The sequence below is a fragment of the Rothia sp. HMSC069C01 genome (assembly GCF_001814655.1).
Lineage (GTDB): Bacteria > Actinomycetota > Actinomycetes > Actinomycetales > Micrococcaceae > Rothia > Rothia dentocariosa.
The window spans coordinates 75,882-90,991 of the sequence record NZ_KV817381.1; the positions used below are offsets into that span (position 1 = coordinate 75,882).

Below are 15,110 nucleotides of genomic sequence, written 5' to 3' on the forward strand. Positions count from 1 at the left end.
CCCTCCATTCGAAGGCGTGGTATTCCACGAGTGAACCCCAGCCGGCTAGGATGAGCAATCCAAACCCGATAACCAGAAGTACTGCGGCTACTGCTCCAACGGTGTATATAGCTTTTTTCATGAGCGCTCCTTAGATGCTGACTCTATGAATCAACCTGGTTCTGACCTTCTTCCAAGAGGTCTTGAGCCTGTTTAGGATGCTTTTTGTGCGTCTTGCGGGAGTTCCTGATCGCCGTGGTGAAGAGCAGAATAAAGGTGAAGAGCCCGGCGAGAAAACCGATACCTAAGAGTCGGAAACTTATATTCAAAGTTGCGCGTGTGAGCGGACTAGCTCCCTCGAATTGAATACCCCTCCATTCAGAGGCGTGATACTCCACGAGAGCGCCCCATTCTCCTAAAATAAACAGGACTATGCCACAAAAGAAGACCACCGCAGTTGTTGCTCCAACTATGTAGATAGCTTTTTTCATGGGCGCTCCTTAGATACTGGCTCTATGAATCAACCTGGTTCTGACCTTCTTCCAAGAGGTCTTGAGCCTGTTTAGGATGCTTTTTGTGCGTCTTGCGGGAGTTCCTGATCGCCGTGGTGAAGAGCGGAATCAGGACGATAAGCCCAGCGAAAAGACCAGTACCGAGAATCCAGAGACTTATCGTGAGAGTTGATCGAGTGAGAGGACTCGCTCCTTTATGCTGTACACCCCTCCACTCGAGGGCATGATACTCCACGAGTGAACCCCAGCTTCCTAGAATAAATAGTGCAGCACCAAGAACCAGAAAGATGGCAGCTAATATGCCAACCACGCGTACTATTTTCATACCCACCCCTCGGAAACGGAAACTTGTTGCGGGCTAATGGACGTTCTTCAGCATTCAGCCTGGTCTTTGATAATCATCGATCGAGAATAATCAGTTGAGCTGGCTCTTTTGGGTTTGTCGTACCTCTTGAGAACCCTTGACAGCGTTTAAAACTATGGCGGTTATACCAAAGATGAGACCGATAGCTGCGCACAGAATGCTCAGGTCGTTAGTCGCCATGACGAGGGGACTTGCTCCTGCGGGATCGACACCCCTCCATTCGAAGGCGTGGTATTCCACGAGTGAGCCCCAACCGGCCAGGATGAACAAGCCAAACCCAATGATCAGAAAAATTGCGGCCACTATCCCCATGATCTGTACAGTCTTTTTCACAGTTATCACTCTTTCTTTCCGGAAGCGTAAAGTGGGCGTGACATGGTGATATATCAGAGGCAAGATAAATTTCTGTACATTACCCAGTGTGCCGTGATTTTTCTCGAATGTGTAGGCCTGTCCTGAATGTCCAAAACTTCACACTACGCCGCCATAAGGCGGTTATATACAGATACGCACCCATAATCACGTTATGTAAATCACAAGAATTTGACGGGTTCGCACGTTTACAGATTCCTGAAAGCTGTTGTAACCTGGATTCAGCTTCAAGAGTTTCGACTGATAAGCTCCGACTATGGTCGAACGCCAACCCCATGTTCACGGGTGGCTCGGATGACGAAGCGGTTTGTATTCGCCGCCTCAGGTGGCACTTGGTACAGGCAAGAGCAACGCGAAAGGAACGCGCATTCGGCGCATGGTTGTCAATGTACAACAGCTCTTCATCTCCAGCATCCCCCCTTACTCCTGCACGCTCTTATCAGGAAAATCTGCGTGCCGCATCCGTGCCCGCACGCGGCGGTTACCAGGCAGTAAGCATTCAGGATTACGCACGTATTTCTTCTAAGCGCGACGAATTCCTCAATTTTCTGCTTCTTCCCAACCCCGAGGGTATTCCTGCCGTCGAATATGCCGGTTTGCGCGTAGCATAGGGGTATGAGCGCCTCAGGACTGCTTCTCGACTCGGATGTTCTCGCCGAGATCCGCAAAGCCACACCAGATCCCAAAGTTGTTGCCTTTCTGCGCCGCCGCGCCTATAAACACCTCTACATTTCGGTGCTGAGCGTGGGCGAACTCAAAGGACTCTACCCCTACCCAGAGACCGACCGATGGATTGCCGAACTTCTCGACAGATTCGCCGACCATATCATCAACGTGGATGCGCGCGTAAGCCTCGAATGGGCGGGACGCAGCGCCCCGCGCGGCACCCACAGTCACGGACGTAAAGATGCCGAGCCCCTGCCCACCGCCGCCCTCGAAGGTCTGATGGCGGCGAGCGCCCAAGCTCATAACCTCGAAATTGTTTCTTCAAAGGCTGAGGTGTACCGGTCCTGGGGCGTACCCGCGGTGAATCCGTGGATTGAAGACTAATCTTCCGCACAGTATTTTCACCGTAAGCGCCGGGGAAGTACCTGCGTGTTCGAGAAAGCCGTGAGAAATGCTCGGCACAGTTAGCTGTACGCGCTGCCGCATCGGTGAGAGCGCATCAGTAACGTTCGTGTAACCCCTATGTTCACGGTGAGCGGTTAACGAAGGTTAGCCGCCATTTAACCGGAACTATTTCCCCGAAAGCCCAGCAGGCTCGCACGCGCTGGCAGGTTTCATGGCATGATGGAAGAACGATGAAAAGTAGCTCTTCTACATCCCGGTATTCTGCCCCTATGCCACTCTGGCTGCAGGGCATCGTTGAATTAGTTTTTACCGCCGCGCTTTCTTTCGGGCTTGTGCTCGTTCTGCTCATGGCGGTGTGGTTTACCAACGGTTTTAACCGCATGGATTTTCCCGCACTCGCAACTCTTGCCTCCCACCTGTGGCTGCTCATGCACGGTGTGCCGCTGAATATTCCGAATGCGTTCGGTATTATCCTGCCGCACGGCATGCTCACGCTGGTGCCCATGGGGCTGAGTATTATTCCGGTGCTCTTATGCTTTAGGTCTGGGCGAAAACTGGCGCGCGCATCCTATGAGGGGGAATTCTTCAAGCCCGTACTATTAGGGTGCGCTGCCTATGGTATTTTTGCTGCCGTCGCCTTTGCGTGGGCGAGTACCGAACGGCATCTGCTGGGTATTGTTGGTGCGGCGTTGATTCCGCAGATCGTGGTGCTGGTCGGGTTGATCTGGGGCGGCTACTATGAATCGCGTTCGCTTGCCCGTATGGTGGGCGTGAACACCGCTGAACAGATTTCGCAGATGAGCCAGTACTCGCGGTGGGCGAGTTCTTATGTGTGGTCGATTGTGCGTGCCTCCATGGTGGCGATTTTCTCGCTCATTATGGGCGGTGCTCTGGTGCTGGTGATCGCCATGATGATGCGCTGGTCGCAAATCGCAACAATCTACCAGGAACTTCACGCCGGGCCGGTGGGGGCGCTCGCGGTGACCCTGCTGCAGCTGGGTTACCTTCCGAACTTGGTGATCTACGCGATGTCGTGGACTACCGGCGCCGGGTTCGCGTTCGGTGTTGACACGCATGTGGGCTGGTCGCAGACGACGATGGGCGATCTTCCGCTCTTTCCGGTGCTGGGCGCTATCCCTGAGAGCCTGGGCTGGATAGGGTATGCGAGCCTGGCGGTTTCGCTGGGCGCCGGGGCCGTTGCCGGTTGGTGGTTCTTGCGTGAAGGTGAAGACCACGTGGACGAGTGGATCACCATGAAGGTACGTTACCGGGTGATTGCGCTGCCGCTTTCTTCGCTCGTGTTGGGTTCGCTGGTGGGTGTGCTCTGTGGCGTATGGGCTTATATTTTGGGTTGGATATCCAGCGGATCGTTAGGCGTGGGGCGTTTTACTGAGGTAGGCGCATCGCCCGCAGCTTTCGCCGTGGCGACCGCAATAACTTTGGGCGCGGGTACCGCGTTGGGTAACCTGCTGTGCCATGTGCTTCTGCCCGACAGCAGTCGTGAGCTGCCGCGTTTTGCCGATGAACGTCCCAACCTGGGCAGTCGCATGAGCGAGATGCTGCAGCAGCGCCGCGCGGCGCGGGCAGAGCGTGAACAGCTCAGGAACGATGAGCAGGAACGCGAGGTACAAGAACGTGAAGAGCAGGCGCGTGAGCGGGCTCAGCAGCGGCGTGAACGCGTCAAACAGGTGCACGCCCGCCGTGCAGAACTCAATAAATTTGCCGAACAGGAAGAAGCGCAGCGAGCGCATAGTTTAGGTATCAAAACGGAGCAAGAATCCTTGCGTGAAGATAGTTCTGCCGAAGCTGCAGACTCGAAGGATACGGCATCTGACGAACAAACCATCGAGCTGACGGGAGCGGATGAACCCACCGTGGAACTTGATACCTCTGAGAAATCCGGTGGGGGTACCGAGGATGCGCCGCGCACGGTCAAGCCCGGCAAGCGTGAGAAAGCCCCGGGGAAGCCGGTCTTTAACCGTGTTCCGCGCCCCGAAACCTCCGGTAATGGCGGTGATACTAAGGGCGAGCGGGAAACACGAGAGCAGAGCGCTCGTACAGGGGAGTCTGGGTCGCAGAAGGCCTCCTCGTCAGCGGAGTTTCACGAGTCCGGGTATAAGCGCTTTGCCGTGCCGCGCCCGGTTGCCGCATCACCCGCATCCGATCAGGAGAGTGCAGAAGGTTCGGCGCAGTCGCACGAGACTACCGTTCAGGAGAAACGTCAGCTCACGCCCACTCAGGCAATGGCTGTTATCTTCGGAACCCCTGAGTCCACCGAGGATGAATCTTCGGAAGAAGAACCCACCACGGGGCAGGGCTCATCGCAGAAGAAGAGGAAGAAATAACTTTCGCGCCTGATATGTCGATATATCGGGAACACCTAGAGGGCTGGGAGTACAGCGGAATATAGCAATTGTGCCGAGTGAATCCTTAAGATTCACTCGGCACAATTGTTTGAAAAGCTTCCCCCCAAGAAGAACTTAAGGAGCAGGTTCGCCAATCGATACAGAAGTATTGGCGCGCACTGCACGGTCGAAGGATTCTTGACACTGCTTCATATCGGTATCCGTCAGTGCGTGGGAGTAACACTGCCGATAGTTTTGTGCATCCGGGCTCAACGCCATGACAAGCCCCGAAAGAAGCGTCCATCCCGCAAAAAGAAGGCTTAGCCCCGCGGCAACGTAGAGAATCCACGGTCCCCGCCCTTGGGCATTGCGCACTATCGCCATAATGGTCAGCCCAATCCCCAGAAATACCAAGACAAAAAGCAGAAGAAACAGGGGGAAGGGGCTCAGCAAGAAGGGGGTTCCCGATAGGGTCAGCATAGAACCCGCAAGCAATAGCCATAAACTGCGCATCAGCTTGCGGCGGCGCTCTTCGGGAGTGAGCTGCGGACGCTTCGGCGCAGGCGGCATCGGTTGCTGCGGCGGCACTTGGGGGTACGACGGGGGCATATTTGACATAGGTTAAGGGTACCTCCCTGCGGCGGTCTGCGGTCACGAGAATCACCGTGAAACCCTGAAAATCTGGACTGGGGGAGGGGCGTTAGCTTATCGTTTCGGAATTGGCTTAACTGCAGAATTTCTGGTGCGGTGCCCGTGGCATAGGTGCTACCCAGCCGCTATGTGATGCGCTAAACTATTGCTGTGCGAATTGTGATAATGGTCTCCGGGTCCGGTACTAACCTGCAAGCTATTCTCGACGCCGTGAAGGCTGACGAGCTGAACGCAGAGATCGCCGCCGTAGGCGCAGATAAGCCCTGTACTGGCCTTGACCGAGCCGCCGCAGCCGGGGTTGAAACCTTTCTGATCGAACCGACAGACTATGCTGACCGCGAGCAATGGAACCGCGCTCTCGAAGAGAAAATCGCTTCCTACACCCCCGATTACGTTGTATTCGCCGGGTTCATGCGCATTGTGGATGCGCAGCTGGTCGCCCGCTTCGAGAACCGGATTATCAACACTCACCCCGCGTTGCTGCCCTCATTCCCCGGGGCACACGGTGTGCGGGATGCGCTCGCCCACGGCGTTAAAATCACTGGGCTGACGGTTCATTTCGTGGATTCCGGGGTTGATACCGGCACGATTATCGCCCAGGCTGCGGTGCCCGTCGAGGACTGTGACACCGAAGAAAGCCTGCATGAGCGCATCAAGGTGCAGGAACGTCAGCTCTTGGTGCGGACCCTTGCAGAATTCGCTGCCCTCCCCAAAACTCAAAACCCCTAGAACTTCCTGCCCGCATGGTGCCGCATCCCGGCGTATGCGGGCAGTATTGAAACCCCGCCACGGGGTACCACCCATTCACCGAGCAAGAAGCAACGGAGTAATTAGTGTCTATGAAGAAGCTCGATCGTCTGCCCCTGCGCCGCGCCCTCATTTCCGTGTACGACAAGACTAATCTGGCGGAGTTCGCCCGCGGTCTGCACGAGGTAGGCGTGAAGCTGGTGTCTACCGGTTCGACCGCATCCACGATCGCCGCCGCCGGTGTGCCCGTCACCGAAGTTACCGAGGTTACCGAGTTCCCCGAGTGCCTGGAGGGCCGCGTGAAGACCCTGCACCCGCGCATCCACGCCGGTATTTTGGCCGACCGCCGCAAGCAGGAGCATATCGACACCCTTAACGAGCTCGACGTTGAGCCCTTCGACCTGGTGGTCGTGAACCTATACCCCTTCGCAGAGACCGTGGCATCCGGTGCCGACCAAGACGCTATTATCGAGAAAATCGATATCGGCGGCCCCTCGATGGTGCGTGCCGCCGCGAAGAATCACGATGCGGTCGCCGTCGTGGTAGACCCCAAAGACTACGAGCGTACCGTGACCGCCGCTCAAAACGGCGGGTTCTCCCTGGAGGAGCGCCGCCGCCTGGCTGCTGGCGCCTTCGCACATACTGCCGCCTACGATACCGCCGTCGCTACCTGGACCGCCGCGCAGTTCCAGCAGGATGAAGACGCTAACTTCTGGCCCCCGTACGCTGGTTTGGGCTTTGAACGCAGCGAGACCCTGCGTTACGGCGAGAATCCGCATCAGCGTGCGGCTCTGTATGTGGATCCCGCGGCAGCCCCCGGTATCGCCCAGGCTGAGCAGATTCACGGCAAGGCGATGAGCTACAACAACTATGTGGATGCCGATGCCGCCCTGCGCGCATCCTATGATTTTGATGAGCCTGCGGTCGCCATCATCAAGCACAACAACCCCTGCGGTATTGCAATTGCAAGCCCTGACGCCGCAGACCCGATTGCCGATGCGTACGCTAAGGCTCATGCCTGCGATCCGCTGTCCGCCTATGGTGGCGTGATTGCGGCAAACCGCCCGGTCACCAAGGATATGGCGCAGGCCGTTAAAGATATTTTCACCGAGGTTATTGTGGCGCCCGGATACGAGCCGGAAGCCCTCGAAATTCTGGAAACCAAGAAAAACCTGCGTCTGCTGGTGCTTCCCGAGGGATTTGGGCGTGAGGCTATCGAGTACCGCTCGATTTCTGGCGGTGCGCTCTTTCAGGAAGCCGACCGCCTTAACGCCAAGGGTGATAACCCGAAGAATTGGCAGTTGGTCGCCGGTGAACCTGCCGACGAAGCCACTCTGCGCGATCTTGAATTCGCGTGGCGTGCCCTGCGTGCCCCTAAATCGAATGCGATTATGCTCGCCGATAACGGTGCCGCCGTGGGTATCGGTATGGGGCAGGTTAACCGCGTGGATTCGTGCAAACTCTCGGTTGAGCGTGCCAATACGCTCGGCAGAGAAGGCCATGAGCGTGCCCGCGGTGCGGTTGCTGCATCCGATGCTTTCTTCCCCTTTGCGGACGGCCTGCAGGTTCTTCTCGACGCCGGTATTCGCGCGGTCGTGCACCCCGGCGGCTCGATCCGTGATGACGAAGTTATTCAGGCTGCGAAGGATGCGGGCGTCACCATGTACCTGACCGGAACTCGCCACTTCTTCCACTAAATTTCGGCATTGTCTCAACAACCGAATGCGCCAGCTGGGTAGGCTGATGCACGGTGAATATTGCCAACCCAATCCGGCTGCAAAAGTTATAGTGTGCACGGGTTGGGTTGGCACGCATCCGGGGTAAATATTCGATAGGATTAAGACGTGCCTAAAGTCAGTGAAGAATACAAAAAGAACAGGCGTATACAGATTATCGATGTCGCCCGTGAATGCTTTATTAAAGGCGGGTATCAAAAGACCTCGATGAACGAGATTATTGCCGCCACCGGGCTCTCTGCAGGAGCTATCTACAACCACTTTTCCTCGAAAGAAGAGATCATGGTAGAGGCCGCACGCCTTGACATGGCTCCCTTCGAGAAAGTGCGTGCGGATTCTCCGTGGGATTATGTTCTGGGGTTCTTGAAGATTCTTGATACGGCAAAAACCCGTCGCTTTCTGCTCGCCACCTGGGGCGAGGCCGTCTCAATGCCTGCTATCAATGCCGTAGTGGGGGAGCAAATGCATCAACTGCGTGCCATGGCGATGGAACGTTACCGCGCCTGGGGCGAACGTGAACTCGATGTAACCGCTGAAGAGCTTGAGCAGTGGCTTAATGTCATGGGTGCGGCGGTGCTTTCGGTGCTTAGCGGGTATGTGGTGCAGACTCAGCTTCTCGGAAAAGAAAACCGTGAAGCCTATTTCGCATATGCAACCGCTATTTTGACTCAGGAATAACCCGGTGTAGATGCGCCGCCTGCGCGCGTCTGCCTCCTTCGGGGCAACAATACTCATGGTTCGGCATGGAAAACTCGCCCGCAAGGATCGCCGCGAACATGCCAAAGAGCCCTTGGTATGGCGTCTCATACGGTGGGCTTCATATCTGTGCAGGCACTAACCTATACGGTAAGATGAGAGTCACATCATAAACTCTCATCACATTTTATGAAGAATCACACTTTGAGGAGTGGTATGACCGAGCAGACTCGAACCGTGCTTGAGGCTCCCCTCGCGGAGCTTGACCCTGAGGTCGCCGAAGCACTCGATCTGGAACGTAAGCGCCAGCAAAACACCCTGGAAATGATCGCTTCCGAAAACTTCGTGCCGCGTGCCGTACTCCAGGGGCAGGGGTCAGTGCTGACCAACAAATATGCGGAAGGCTACCCGGGTCGCCGCTACTATGGTGGCTGCGAATTCGTCGATATCGTTGAAGACCTGGCTATTAAACGGGTTAAAGAGCTCTTCGGCGCCGAACACGCCAACGTACAGCCTCACTCCGGTGCCCAGGCGAATAACGCCGTCATGCACGCCCTGCTGACCCCCGGTGAGAAGATCATGGGTCTTTCACTGGCTCACGGTGGGCACCTCTCGCACGGTATGAAGCTGAACGTCTCGGGTAAGCTCTACGAGGTTGTTGCCTACGAGGTAGGCGAAGACGGTCGGATCGATATGGAACAGGTTCGGCAGCTCGCGCTCGCGGAACGTCCCAAGGTTATTATTGCCGGATGGTCGGCATACCCCCGTCAACTGGATTTCGCGAAATTCCGTGAGATTGCCGATGAAGTTGGTGCCTACCTGTGGGTTGATATGGCTCATTTTGCCGGTCTGGTAGCGGCGGGTCTGCACCCCAACCCGGTACCGCACGCCCACGTGGTTTCGTCAACCGTGCACAAGACCTTAGGCGGACCCCGCTCCGGGTTTATCCTGTGCACCGAAGAGCTCAAGAAAAAGATCGACTCAGCGGTATTCCCCGGGCAGCAGGGCGGACCGCTCATGCACGTGATTGCCGCGAAAGCGACCGCGTTCAAGGTTGCCGCAACTGAAGAGTTCAAAGACCGTCAGAAGCGCACAATCGAGGGGGCGCGCATCCTAGCAGAGCGCCTGACCCGCCAGGATATGCGCGATGCGGGCGTTTCCATCGCCACCGATGGCACCGACGTTCACCTGGTACTGGTCGATCTGCGCCACCACGAGCTCACCGGTAAAGAGGCTGAAGACCTGCTGCACGATGCGGGTATTACCGTTAACCGCAACGCGGTGCCGAACGACCCCCGCCCGCCGATGGTGACTTCCGGGCTGCGTATCGGTACCTCGGCCCTGGCGACCCGCGGTTTCGATGCTGAAGGCTTTACCGAGGTCGCCGATATTATCGCTTCGGTACTGTTGCCGCAGCACGATATCGCCGCCCTGCGTGAGCGCGTGAATAAGCTCTGCGATAAGTACCCGCTCTATGTGGGAAGTGAGAGCTGGTAAAACTTATGAAGACCCCGTTGTACGCTTCGTAAAGCGTCTGCGGGGTCTTTTGCTTAGCGTAAACCTCTCACGGATGAATCCGTGACATGAATAGAAAGGAAAACTGCTATGCCGCAGATTCTCGATGGTAAGGCAACCGCAGCCGCCATTAAATCCGAGCTGACTGAGCGCGTTGAGGCGCTCAAGGCACGGGGCATTACCCCCGGTTTGGGGACGGTACTCGTGGGGGATGACCCCGCCTCACACTCCTATGTAGGCGCTAAACACCGCGACTGCGCGGAAATCGGCATTAACTCGATCCGTGTGGATCTGCCTGCCGAGATCACCCAGGAAGAGCTTGAAGCCGAGATTGATAAGCTCAATCACGACCCTGCCTGCACGAGCTATATTGTGCAGCTTCCCTTGCCCAAGCACCTGGATACTAACCGTATTTTGGAGAAGATCGCCCCTGAGAAGGACGCTGACGGCCTGCACCCCACTAACCTTGGCAAGCTGGTGCTGAACGTTTCGGAGCCGTTGGATTCGCCCCTGCCGTGCACCCCGAACGGCGTGATTGAGCTGGTGAAACGCCACGGTATCGACTGGAACGGTAAGAATGTGGTGGTGCTCGGCCGCGGTATTACCGTGGGCCGTCCTCTAGGGCTGCTGCTGACCCGCCGTGAGATCAACGCAACCGCAACATTAGCGCATACCGGTACCCAGAACCTTGACGAGGTTCTGCGCCAGGCGGATGTGATTGTCGCCGCCGTGGGTGTGCCGCATGTGCTCAAAGCGGATCAGGTGAAGGACGGCGCAATTCTGCTGGATGTGGGAGTCTCCCGTGCCGAAGACCCCGAAACCGGCAAGAAGAAACTCTTCGGCGACGTTTCCCCCGAAGCGGCCGCGAAGGCATCTTGGGTGTCCCCGAATCCCGGCGGTGTGGGTCCCATGACCCGCGCGGAGCTGCTGGTGAATGTTGTGGAGACCGCAGAACGTCAGGCAGCGAAGAACTAGTCTGGCCGTCAGCTCGACGTTCCGTGCCGCAGCACGTGGGCCGGCTCTGAGAATAGCCTCGCGCCGTTTTGAGATGAGCTAGGTACGACAATGCCCGGGTGCATATTGTTGTTGCACTCGGGCACTGTTATCGCACGTCTTATGCCTGCTGTGGAGTTTTTTACAGCAGCATCTCGTAAAAATAGGCATCCCCTTTATAGAGCGTCACGCTGTGCTCAACGGGTGAACCCTGCGAGGTATAGCTGGTGGTGGTCACCTTGAAAGCAGCGGCACCTACGGTTGGCAGATGATTGAAGGCTTCCGCATCCGCCTCGGTCATCAGGGTTGCTTCCATGCGCATCATGCCGTGTTCGATTGTGTACTCGCAATGGTCGTGAGGATCTTTGCGTGAACCGCCAGAGGCCATCGTTTCAAGCAGGCATGTTGCAACCTCAGGTGCCAAATAGGCGAGCTCAAAACCGATAGGCTCACCCTCAGCCAAGCGCAGACGCTTAACCAAAAGCACCGAAGAATCTATGGTGACACTCAAATAACGTGAAATTTCTTCTGTCACCTCAACCCACTGGGTTGAAAGCATTCTGGTTGAAGCCTGCAGCCCGCGCCGCTCCATATCTTCGGCGAACGAGCATACCCGCGGAATATAGCTTCCCTGAGAACGATCGGCAACGTATGTTCCAGAACCCTGAACGTTATAGATAAGACCGCGCTCCAGTAGAGCCTTGATAGCGTTGCGCACCGTCTGACGGCTTACCTTGAACTTCTCCTGAATAGCACGTTCAGTCGGGAGTTTATCTCCGGGAGAACCCGGAATCACATATTTTTGTTCCAGGTAGCGAATAACCTGCTCATATTTAGGGCCAGGAACCGGCGGGAGCATGGTTGGATCGTCGTGAAGTTCCTCAGCGTTCTCCGTCATAGAACCACGTGCAGAAGCCTCGGGTGCCTCGTGGGAACCCGAGTTAGAGACAGAACCTGAAAAGTTGAGTGAATGAGTCATCACAGATAGTTTACGCCTATCCGGCCCTAAAAGCGGTGCACTACGTGTATGTCGAGGCATTTATCCTGGCATAATTGATGTTATGCACACACGCGAGCAAAATTCTGTGACCACCGCCGACTCCGATAACGCCTCCGTGCGTAAAGCCATTATTGGGTCCTGCATCGGCGTTGGGCTCCTTGTACTTCTTCTCGTTCTGGCAATTTTCAACGCCAACAGCGTGCTCGGTTGGATCCTGGCCGGACTTATTCTTGGATGGCTGGCGCTCGCCGTCTACTTAGTGCGTATCGTGCTGGTATCCATCAAACAGGATCGTGCCGAACTTAGCCGCATCCACCGCGAAGAATCGGATGCGATGCTTGCCGATAAACTTGCCCACAGCTTTCAGATCGTGCTTGTGCAGTCCCGCGAAATTGCCAACTACCTCACGGACGACAGCGAAGAATCTCGCGCCATGATCGAGCGGGCTTTAGATACTATTAACACCACAGCGTCCAATGGGATGGGAATGGTCAACGACGAAATGAGGGGTGAAGAATGAGCCGCGCCGCTAAAACTCTGCGCGTCGCCAGCGTGAACGTCAACGGTATTCGTGCCGCCTACAGGAAAGATATGGCCACGTGGCTCGCTGGCCGCGACGTTGATATTCTCTGCCTGCAGGAGGTTCGCGCCCCCGATAAGATCGTGCGCGAACTTCTCAACGAAGACGACTGGAATATTCTGCACGCCGAAGCCGCCGCCAAAGGACGCGCCGGGGTACTGGTGGCAACCCGCAAGCACCCCAATGCGAACGGTGAGCTTCTGAAAAACCAGCCTGTCGCTACCCGCTCCACGATCGGCGAAGACTATTTCGCGGACGCTGGCCGCTGGGTTGAGGCGGACTACACCCTGCCCACTGGCGAAACCCTGACCGTCGTAAGCGCCTACGTGCACTCCGGCGAGGTTGGAACGCCCCGCCAGGATGACAAATACCGCTTTCTCGACCGTATGCTCGTGCGCCTGCCCGAACTCGCTCAGCACTCAGATCACGTGCTCATTGTGGGAGACCTCAACGTGGGGCACACCGAGCTCGACATTAAAAACTGGAAGGCAAACCAGAAACGCGCCGGTTTCCTGCCCGAAGAACGCGCATACTTCGATAAATTCTTCGGCGAAATCGGCTATGAAGACGTGGCGCGTAAACTCGCAGGTGAGGTACCCGGGCCCTATACCTGGTGGTCCTACCGCGGCAAAGCTTTCGATAACGACGCCGGGTGGCGCATCGACTACCATATGGCTACCCCCGCGCTCGCCGCGAAAGCCGTGGAAGCAACGGTCGATCGTGCCGCCTCCTATGATGAACGGTTCAGCGATCACGCGCCGCTCGTCGTCGATTATCAGTTCTAGAATTCACCCGCCGATAAGATGCCGGATGCGCTGGCTAACCGGCCGTTCGCATCGTGCGCCCCTTGAAGAAAGTATCTATCATGTCTGACGAAAAGAAACAGGATAAATCACTCATTCCCAATGCGTCTTTGGATCGTGTGCGTGTCTACTCCGGTGCGCAGCCTTCCGCGGATTCGATGCATTTGGGCAACTATATTGGCGCGGTGAACAACTGGGTTGCCCTGCAGGAGGACCCCGCCAACGAGTGCCTGTTCTTTATCCCCGATATGCACGCTATTACCGTGCCCCAAGACCCACAGTCCCTGCGCGAACGCACCCGCCTGACCGCCGCCCAGTATATTGCCGCCGGTATTGACCCTGCGCGTTCCCCGTTCTTTGTGCAGTCGCAGGTGCCTGAACACGCGCAGCTTGCCTGGGTACTGAACTGCTTCACGGGTTTTGGTGAGGCATCACGCATGACCCAGTTCAAGGACAAATCGCAGAAGCAGGGTGCCGATAACGCCTCGGTGGGGTTATTCACCTACCCGGTGCTGATGGCGGCGGATATTCTGCTGTACCAGGTCGATGGCGTACCGGTGGGCGAGGATCAGCGCCAGCACCTAGAGCTTACCCGCAACCTGGCGCAACGGTTCAACTCGCGCTTTGGCGAAACCTTCGTGGTGCCCGAACCCATTATTATGAAGGAAACCGCCAAGATTTATGATTTGCAGGAGCCGACCTCGAAGATGTCGAAATCTGCCACCTCCGATAAGGGGCTTATCAAACTTTTGGATGAGCCGAAGGCGACTGTGAAGAAGATTAAATCTGCCGTGACTGACGACGGCTCCGTTATTGCTTATGATCGTGAGGCGAAACCTGGCGTCTCTAATCTGCTCTCGATCTATTCCGCGATGACTGGCGAGAGCATCGACTCTCTCGTCAAACGTTATGAGGGTAAGATGTACGGTCATCTCAAGGTTGATTTGGCGGATGTTGTGGTCGAGAAACTTTCGCCCCTGCGTGAGCGTACCCTAGAGCTTATGGCGGACCCCGCCGAGCTTGACCGCTTGCTGGCATTGGGCGCTCAGAAAGCTCGTGAAATAGCGACTGTTACTATCGAGAATGTCTACGATAAAGTGGGTTTTTTGCCCGCACAGCGCGGCTAGACCGAAGGAGGTACGCTGTGACTGTTAAGAACACCTGCGAGAATCTATCACATACTGAGGCATCGCCCACTCTTCACCCCGGGCAGCGTTATTTGAGTCTGATCGCCCACGTGAACGGACCGTTGGGGCAGCGTCTTGTGGACTGGAAGAAGAGAACCGGCATGACTCTTCCCACTGATTTAAGTAATCATGTGACTGTGTATGTTAGTGAGCTGACCGAGCAGAACGAGAACGACTGGCGTTCGGATGCGCTGGCGCATTCACTCGCCGCAATTGGCGCGGTGCAGGCTCGCGCTGGGGGAGTGTGCACCTTCCGCCCAAACTCTGAGATCGAGTATCTGGACGTTATCTTAGGCGCCGATACTTTTGCCGAACTTCATGGCGCGTGCGTGCAGGAGTTAGGGCAGTGGGCATCGCCTTTCCCTTACGTTCCGCATATCACCTTGGGGCGTTCTTTGACGCCGGGTCAGGTGCGGCAGGCGCATCGGATTTTCGATGATTTACCAGAACAAGAACGCTCGTTCACGGTAGATACTCTGCACGTATATGCCTATGATGGCGCGGATTGGGAACCTCTGGGAGCACTATCTCTTCAGTCTTAGCTGCGCCCCACAATCTT

17 protein-coding genes and 1 riboswitch are annotated in these 15,110 nt (G+C 56.4%); of the genes, 12 read left to right on the top strand and 5 right to left on the bottom strand.

Going from position 1 to position 15,110, the window contains the following annotated elements:
* Positions 1–143: 143 nt before the first annotated feature.
* The 3 genes from HMPREF2981_RS02395 to HMPREF2981_RS10850 form a co-directional block, all read right to left on the bottom strand.
* Positions 144–470, bottom strand: a complete 327-nt coding sequence (locus tag HMPREF2981_RS02395; protein ID WP_070660534.1) for a hypothetical protein — start codon at positions 468–470, stop codon at positions 144–146.
* Between the two features lie 22 nt (positions 471–492).
* The gene (locus HMPREF2981_RS02400) at positions 493–816 is read right to left on the bottom strand and encodes a hypothetical protein (protein ID WP_070660537.1); all 324 of its coding nucleotides are present in this window, start codon (positions 814–816) and stop codon (positions 493–495) included.
* Between the two features lie 90 nt (positions 817–906).
* Positions 907–1,188, bottom strand: coding sequence for a hypothetical protein (locus HMPREF2981_RS10850; RefSeq protein WP_070660722.1), 282 nt, complete (start codon positions 1,186–1,188; stop codon positions 907–909).
* 264 nt (positions 1,189–1,452) lie between these two features.
* Positions 1,453–1,581: riboswitch (SAM riboswitch) on the top strand.
* Between HMPREF2981_RS10850 and HMPREF2981_RS02410 the strand changes: the two genes are divergently transcribed.
* The 3 genes from HMPREF2981_RS02410 (at position 1,560) to HMPREF2981_RS02420 (ending at position 4,643) form a co-directional block, all read left to right on the top strand.
* Entirely contained in the window at positions 1,560–1,838 is a 279-nt protein-coding gene (locus tag HMPREF2981_RS02410) for a nuclease PIN (RefSeq protein WP_238382392.1), read from the top strand. (Overlaps the previous riboswitch by 22 nt.)
* Positions 1,839–1,842: 4 nt before the next feature.
* On the top strand, positions 1,843–2,277 hold the full coding sequence (locus HMPREF2981_RS02415) for a PIN domain-containing protein (protein WP_070660541.1): 435 nt from the start codon (positions 1,843–1,845) through the stop codon (positions 2,275–2,277).
* 251 nt (positions 2,278–2,528) lie between these two features.
* On the top strand, positions 2,529–4,643 hold the full coding sequence (locus tag HMPREF2981_RS02420; protein WP_070660546.1) for a cell division protein PerM: 2,115 nt from the start codon (positions 2,529–2,531) through the stop codon (positions 4,641–4,643).
* Between the two features lie 135 nt (positions 4,644–4,778).
* Here the strand turns inward: HMPREF2981_RS02420 and HMPREF2981_RS02425 are convergent, their stop codons facing one another.
* Positions 4,779–5,261 carry a hypothetical protein gene (locus HMPREF2981_RS02425; protein ID WP_239653003.1) on the bottom strand — a complete coding sequence of 161 codons (483 nt, stop codon included), beginning with the start codon at positions 5,259–5,261 and terminating at the stop codon, positions 4,779–4,781.
* 198 nt (positions 5,262–5,459) lie between these two features.
* Between HMPREF2981_RS02425 and purN the strand changes: the two genes are divergently transcribed.
* The 5 genes from purN to HMPREF2981_RS02450 all read left to right on the top strand — a co-directional run bounded on the left by purN (position 5,460) and on the right by HMPREF2981_RS02450 (position 10,963).
* Positions 5,460–6,023 carry a phosphoribosylglycinamide formyltransferase gene (gene purN / locus HMPREF2981_RS02430; RefSeq protein WP_070660548.1) on the top strand — a complete coding sequence of 188 codons (564 nt, stop codon included), beginning with the start codon at positions 5,460–5,462 and terminating at the stop codon, positions 6,021–6,023.
* A gap of 110 nt (positions 6,024–6,133) precedes the next feature.
* The gene (gene purH, locus HMPREF2981_RS02435; protein ID WP_070660550.1) at positions 6,134–7,738 is read left to right on the top strand and encodes a bifunctional phosphoribosylaminoimidazolecarboxamide formyltransferase/IMP cyclohydrolase; all 1,605 of its coding nucleotides are present in this window, start codon (positions 6,134–6,136) and stop codon (positions 7,736–7,738) included.
* Positions 7,739–7,885: 147 nt separating this feature from the next.
* The gene (locus tag HMPREF2981_RS02440; RefSeq protein ID WP_048753255.1) at positions 7,886–8,455 is read left to right on the top strand and encodes a TetR/AcrR family transcriptional regulator; all 570 of its coding nucleotides are present in this window, start codon (positions 7,886–7,888) and stop codon (positions 8,453–8,455) included.
* Positions 8,456–8,689: 234 nt separating this feature from the next.
* Positions 8,690–9,970 (top strand): serine hydroxymethyltransferase, encoded by a 1,281-nt coding sequence (glyA, locus tag HMPREF2981_RS02445; RefSeq protein WP_048778489.1) that lies wholly within the window; start codon positions 8,690–8,692, stop codon positions 9,968–9,970.
* Positions 9,971–10,078: 108 nt separating this feature from the next.
* Positions 10,079–10,963, top strand: coding sequence for a bifunctional methylenetetrahydrofolate dehydrogenase/methenyltetrahydrofolate cyclohydrolase (locus tag HMPREF2981_RS02450; protein ID WP_070660554.1), 885 nt, complete (start codon positions 10,079–10,081; stop codon positions 10,961–10,963).
* 160 nt (positions 10,964–11,123) lie between these two features.
* On the opposite strand, the gene HMPREF2981_RS02455 is transcribed toward HMPREF2981_RS02450, so the two are convergent.
* Positions 11,124–11,960, bottom strand: coding sequence for a GntR family transcriptional regulator (locus HMPREF2981_RS02455; protein WP_239668130.1), 837 nt, complete (start codon positions 11,958–11,960; stop codon positions 11,124–11,126).
* A gap of 106 nt (positions 11,961–12,066) precedes the next feature.
* Here HMPREF2981_RS02455 and HMPREF2981_RS02460 point away from each other — a divergent pair, with 106 nt between their 5' ends.
* From HMPREF2981_RS02460 to HMPREF2981_RS02475, 4 genes are all read left to right on the top strand, one after another.
* On the top strand, positions 12,067–12,501 hold the full coding sequence (locus tag HMPREF2981_RS02460; protein WP_239661999.1) for a hypothetical protein: 435 nt from the start codon (positions 12,067–12,069) through the stop codon (positions 12,499–12,501).
* Positions 12,498–13,346 (top strand): exodeoxyribonuclease III, encoded by an 849-nt coding sequence (locus HMPREF2981_RS02465; protein ID WP_013398556.1) that lies wholly within the window; start codon positions 12,498–12,500, stop codon positions 13,344–13,346. The genes HMPREF2981_RS02460 and HMPREF2981_RS02465 overlap by 4 nt, the downstream gene beginning before the upstream one ends.
* A gap of 80 nt (positions 13,347–13,426) precedes the next feature.
* The gene (gene trpS, locus HMPREF2981_RS02470; protein WP_070660556.1) at positions 13,427–14,491 is read left to right on the top strand and encodes a tryptophan--tRNA ligase; all 1,065 of its coding nucleotides are present in this window, start codon (positions 13,427–13,429) and stop codon (positions 14,489–14,491) included.
* Between the two features lie 17 nt (positions 14,492–14,508).
* A complete protein-coding gene (locus HMPREF2981_RS02475) occupies positions 14,509–15,093 on the top strand; it encodes a 2'-5' RNA ligase family protein (protein WP_070660560.1) in 585 nt (194 codons plus the stop codon).
* The last annotated feature ends 17 nt before the right edge of the window (positions 15,094–15,110 follow it).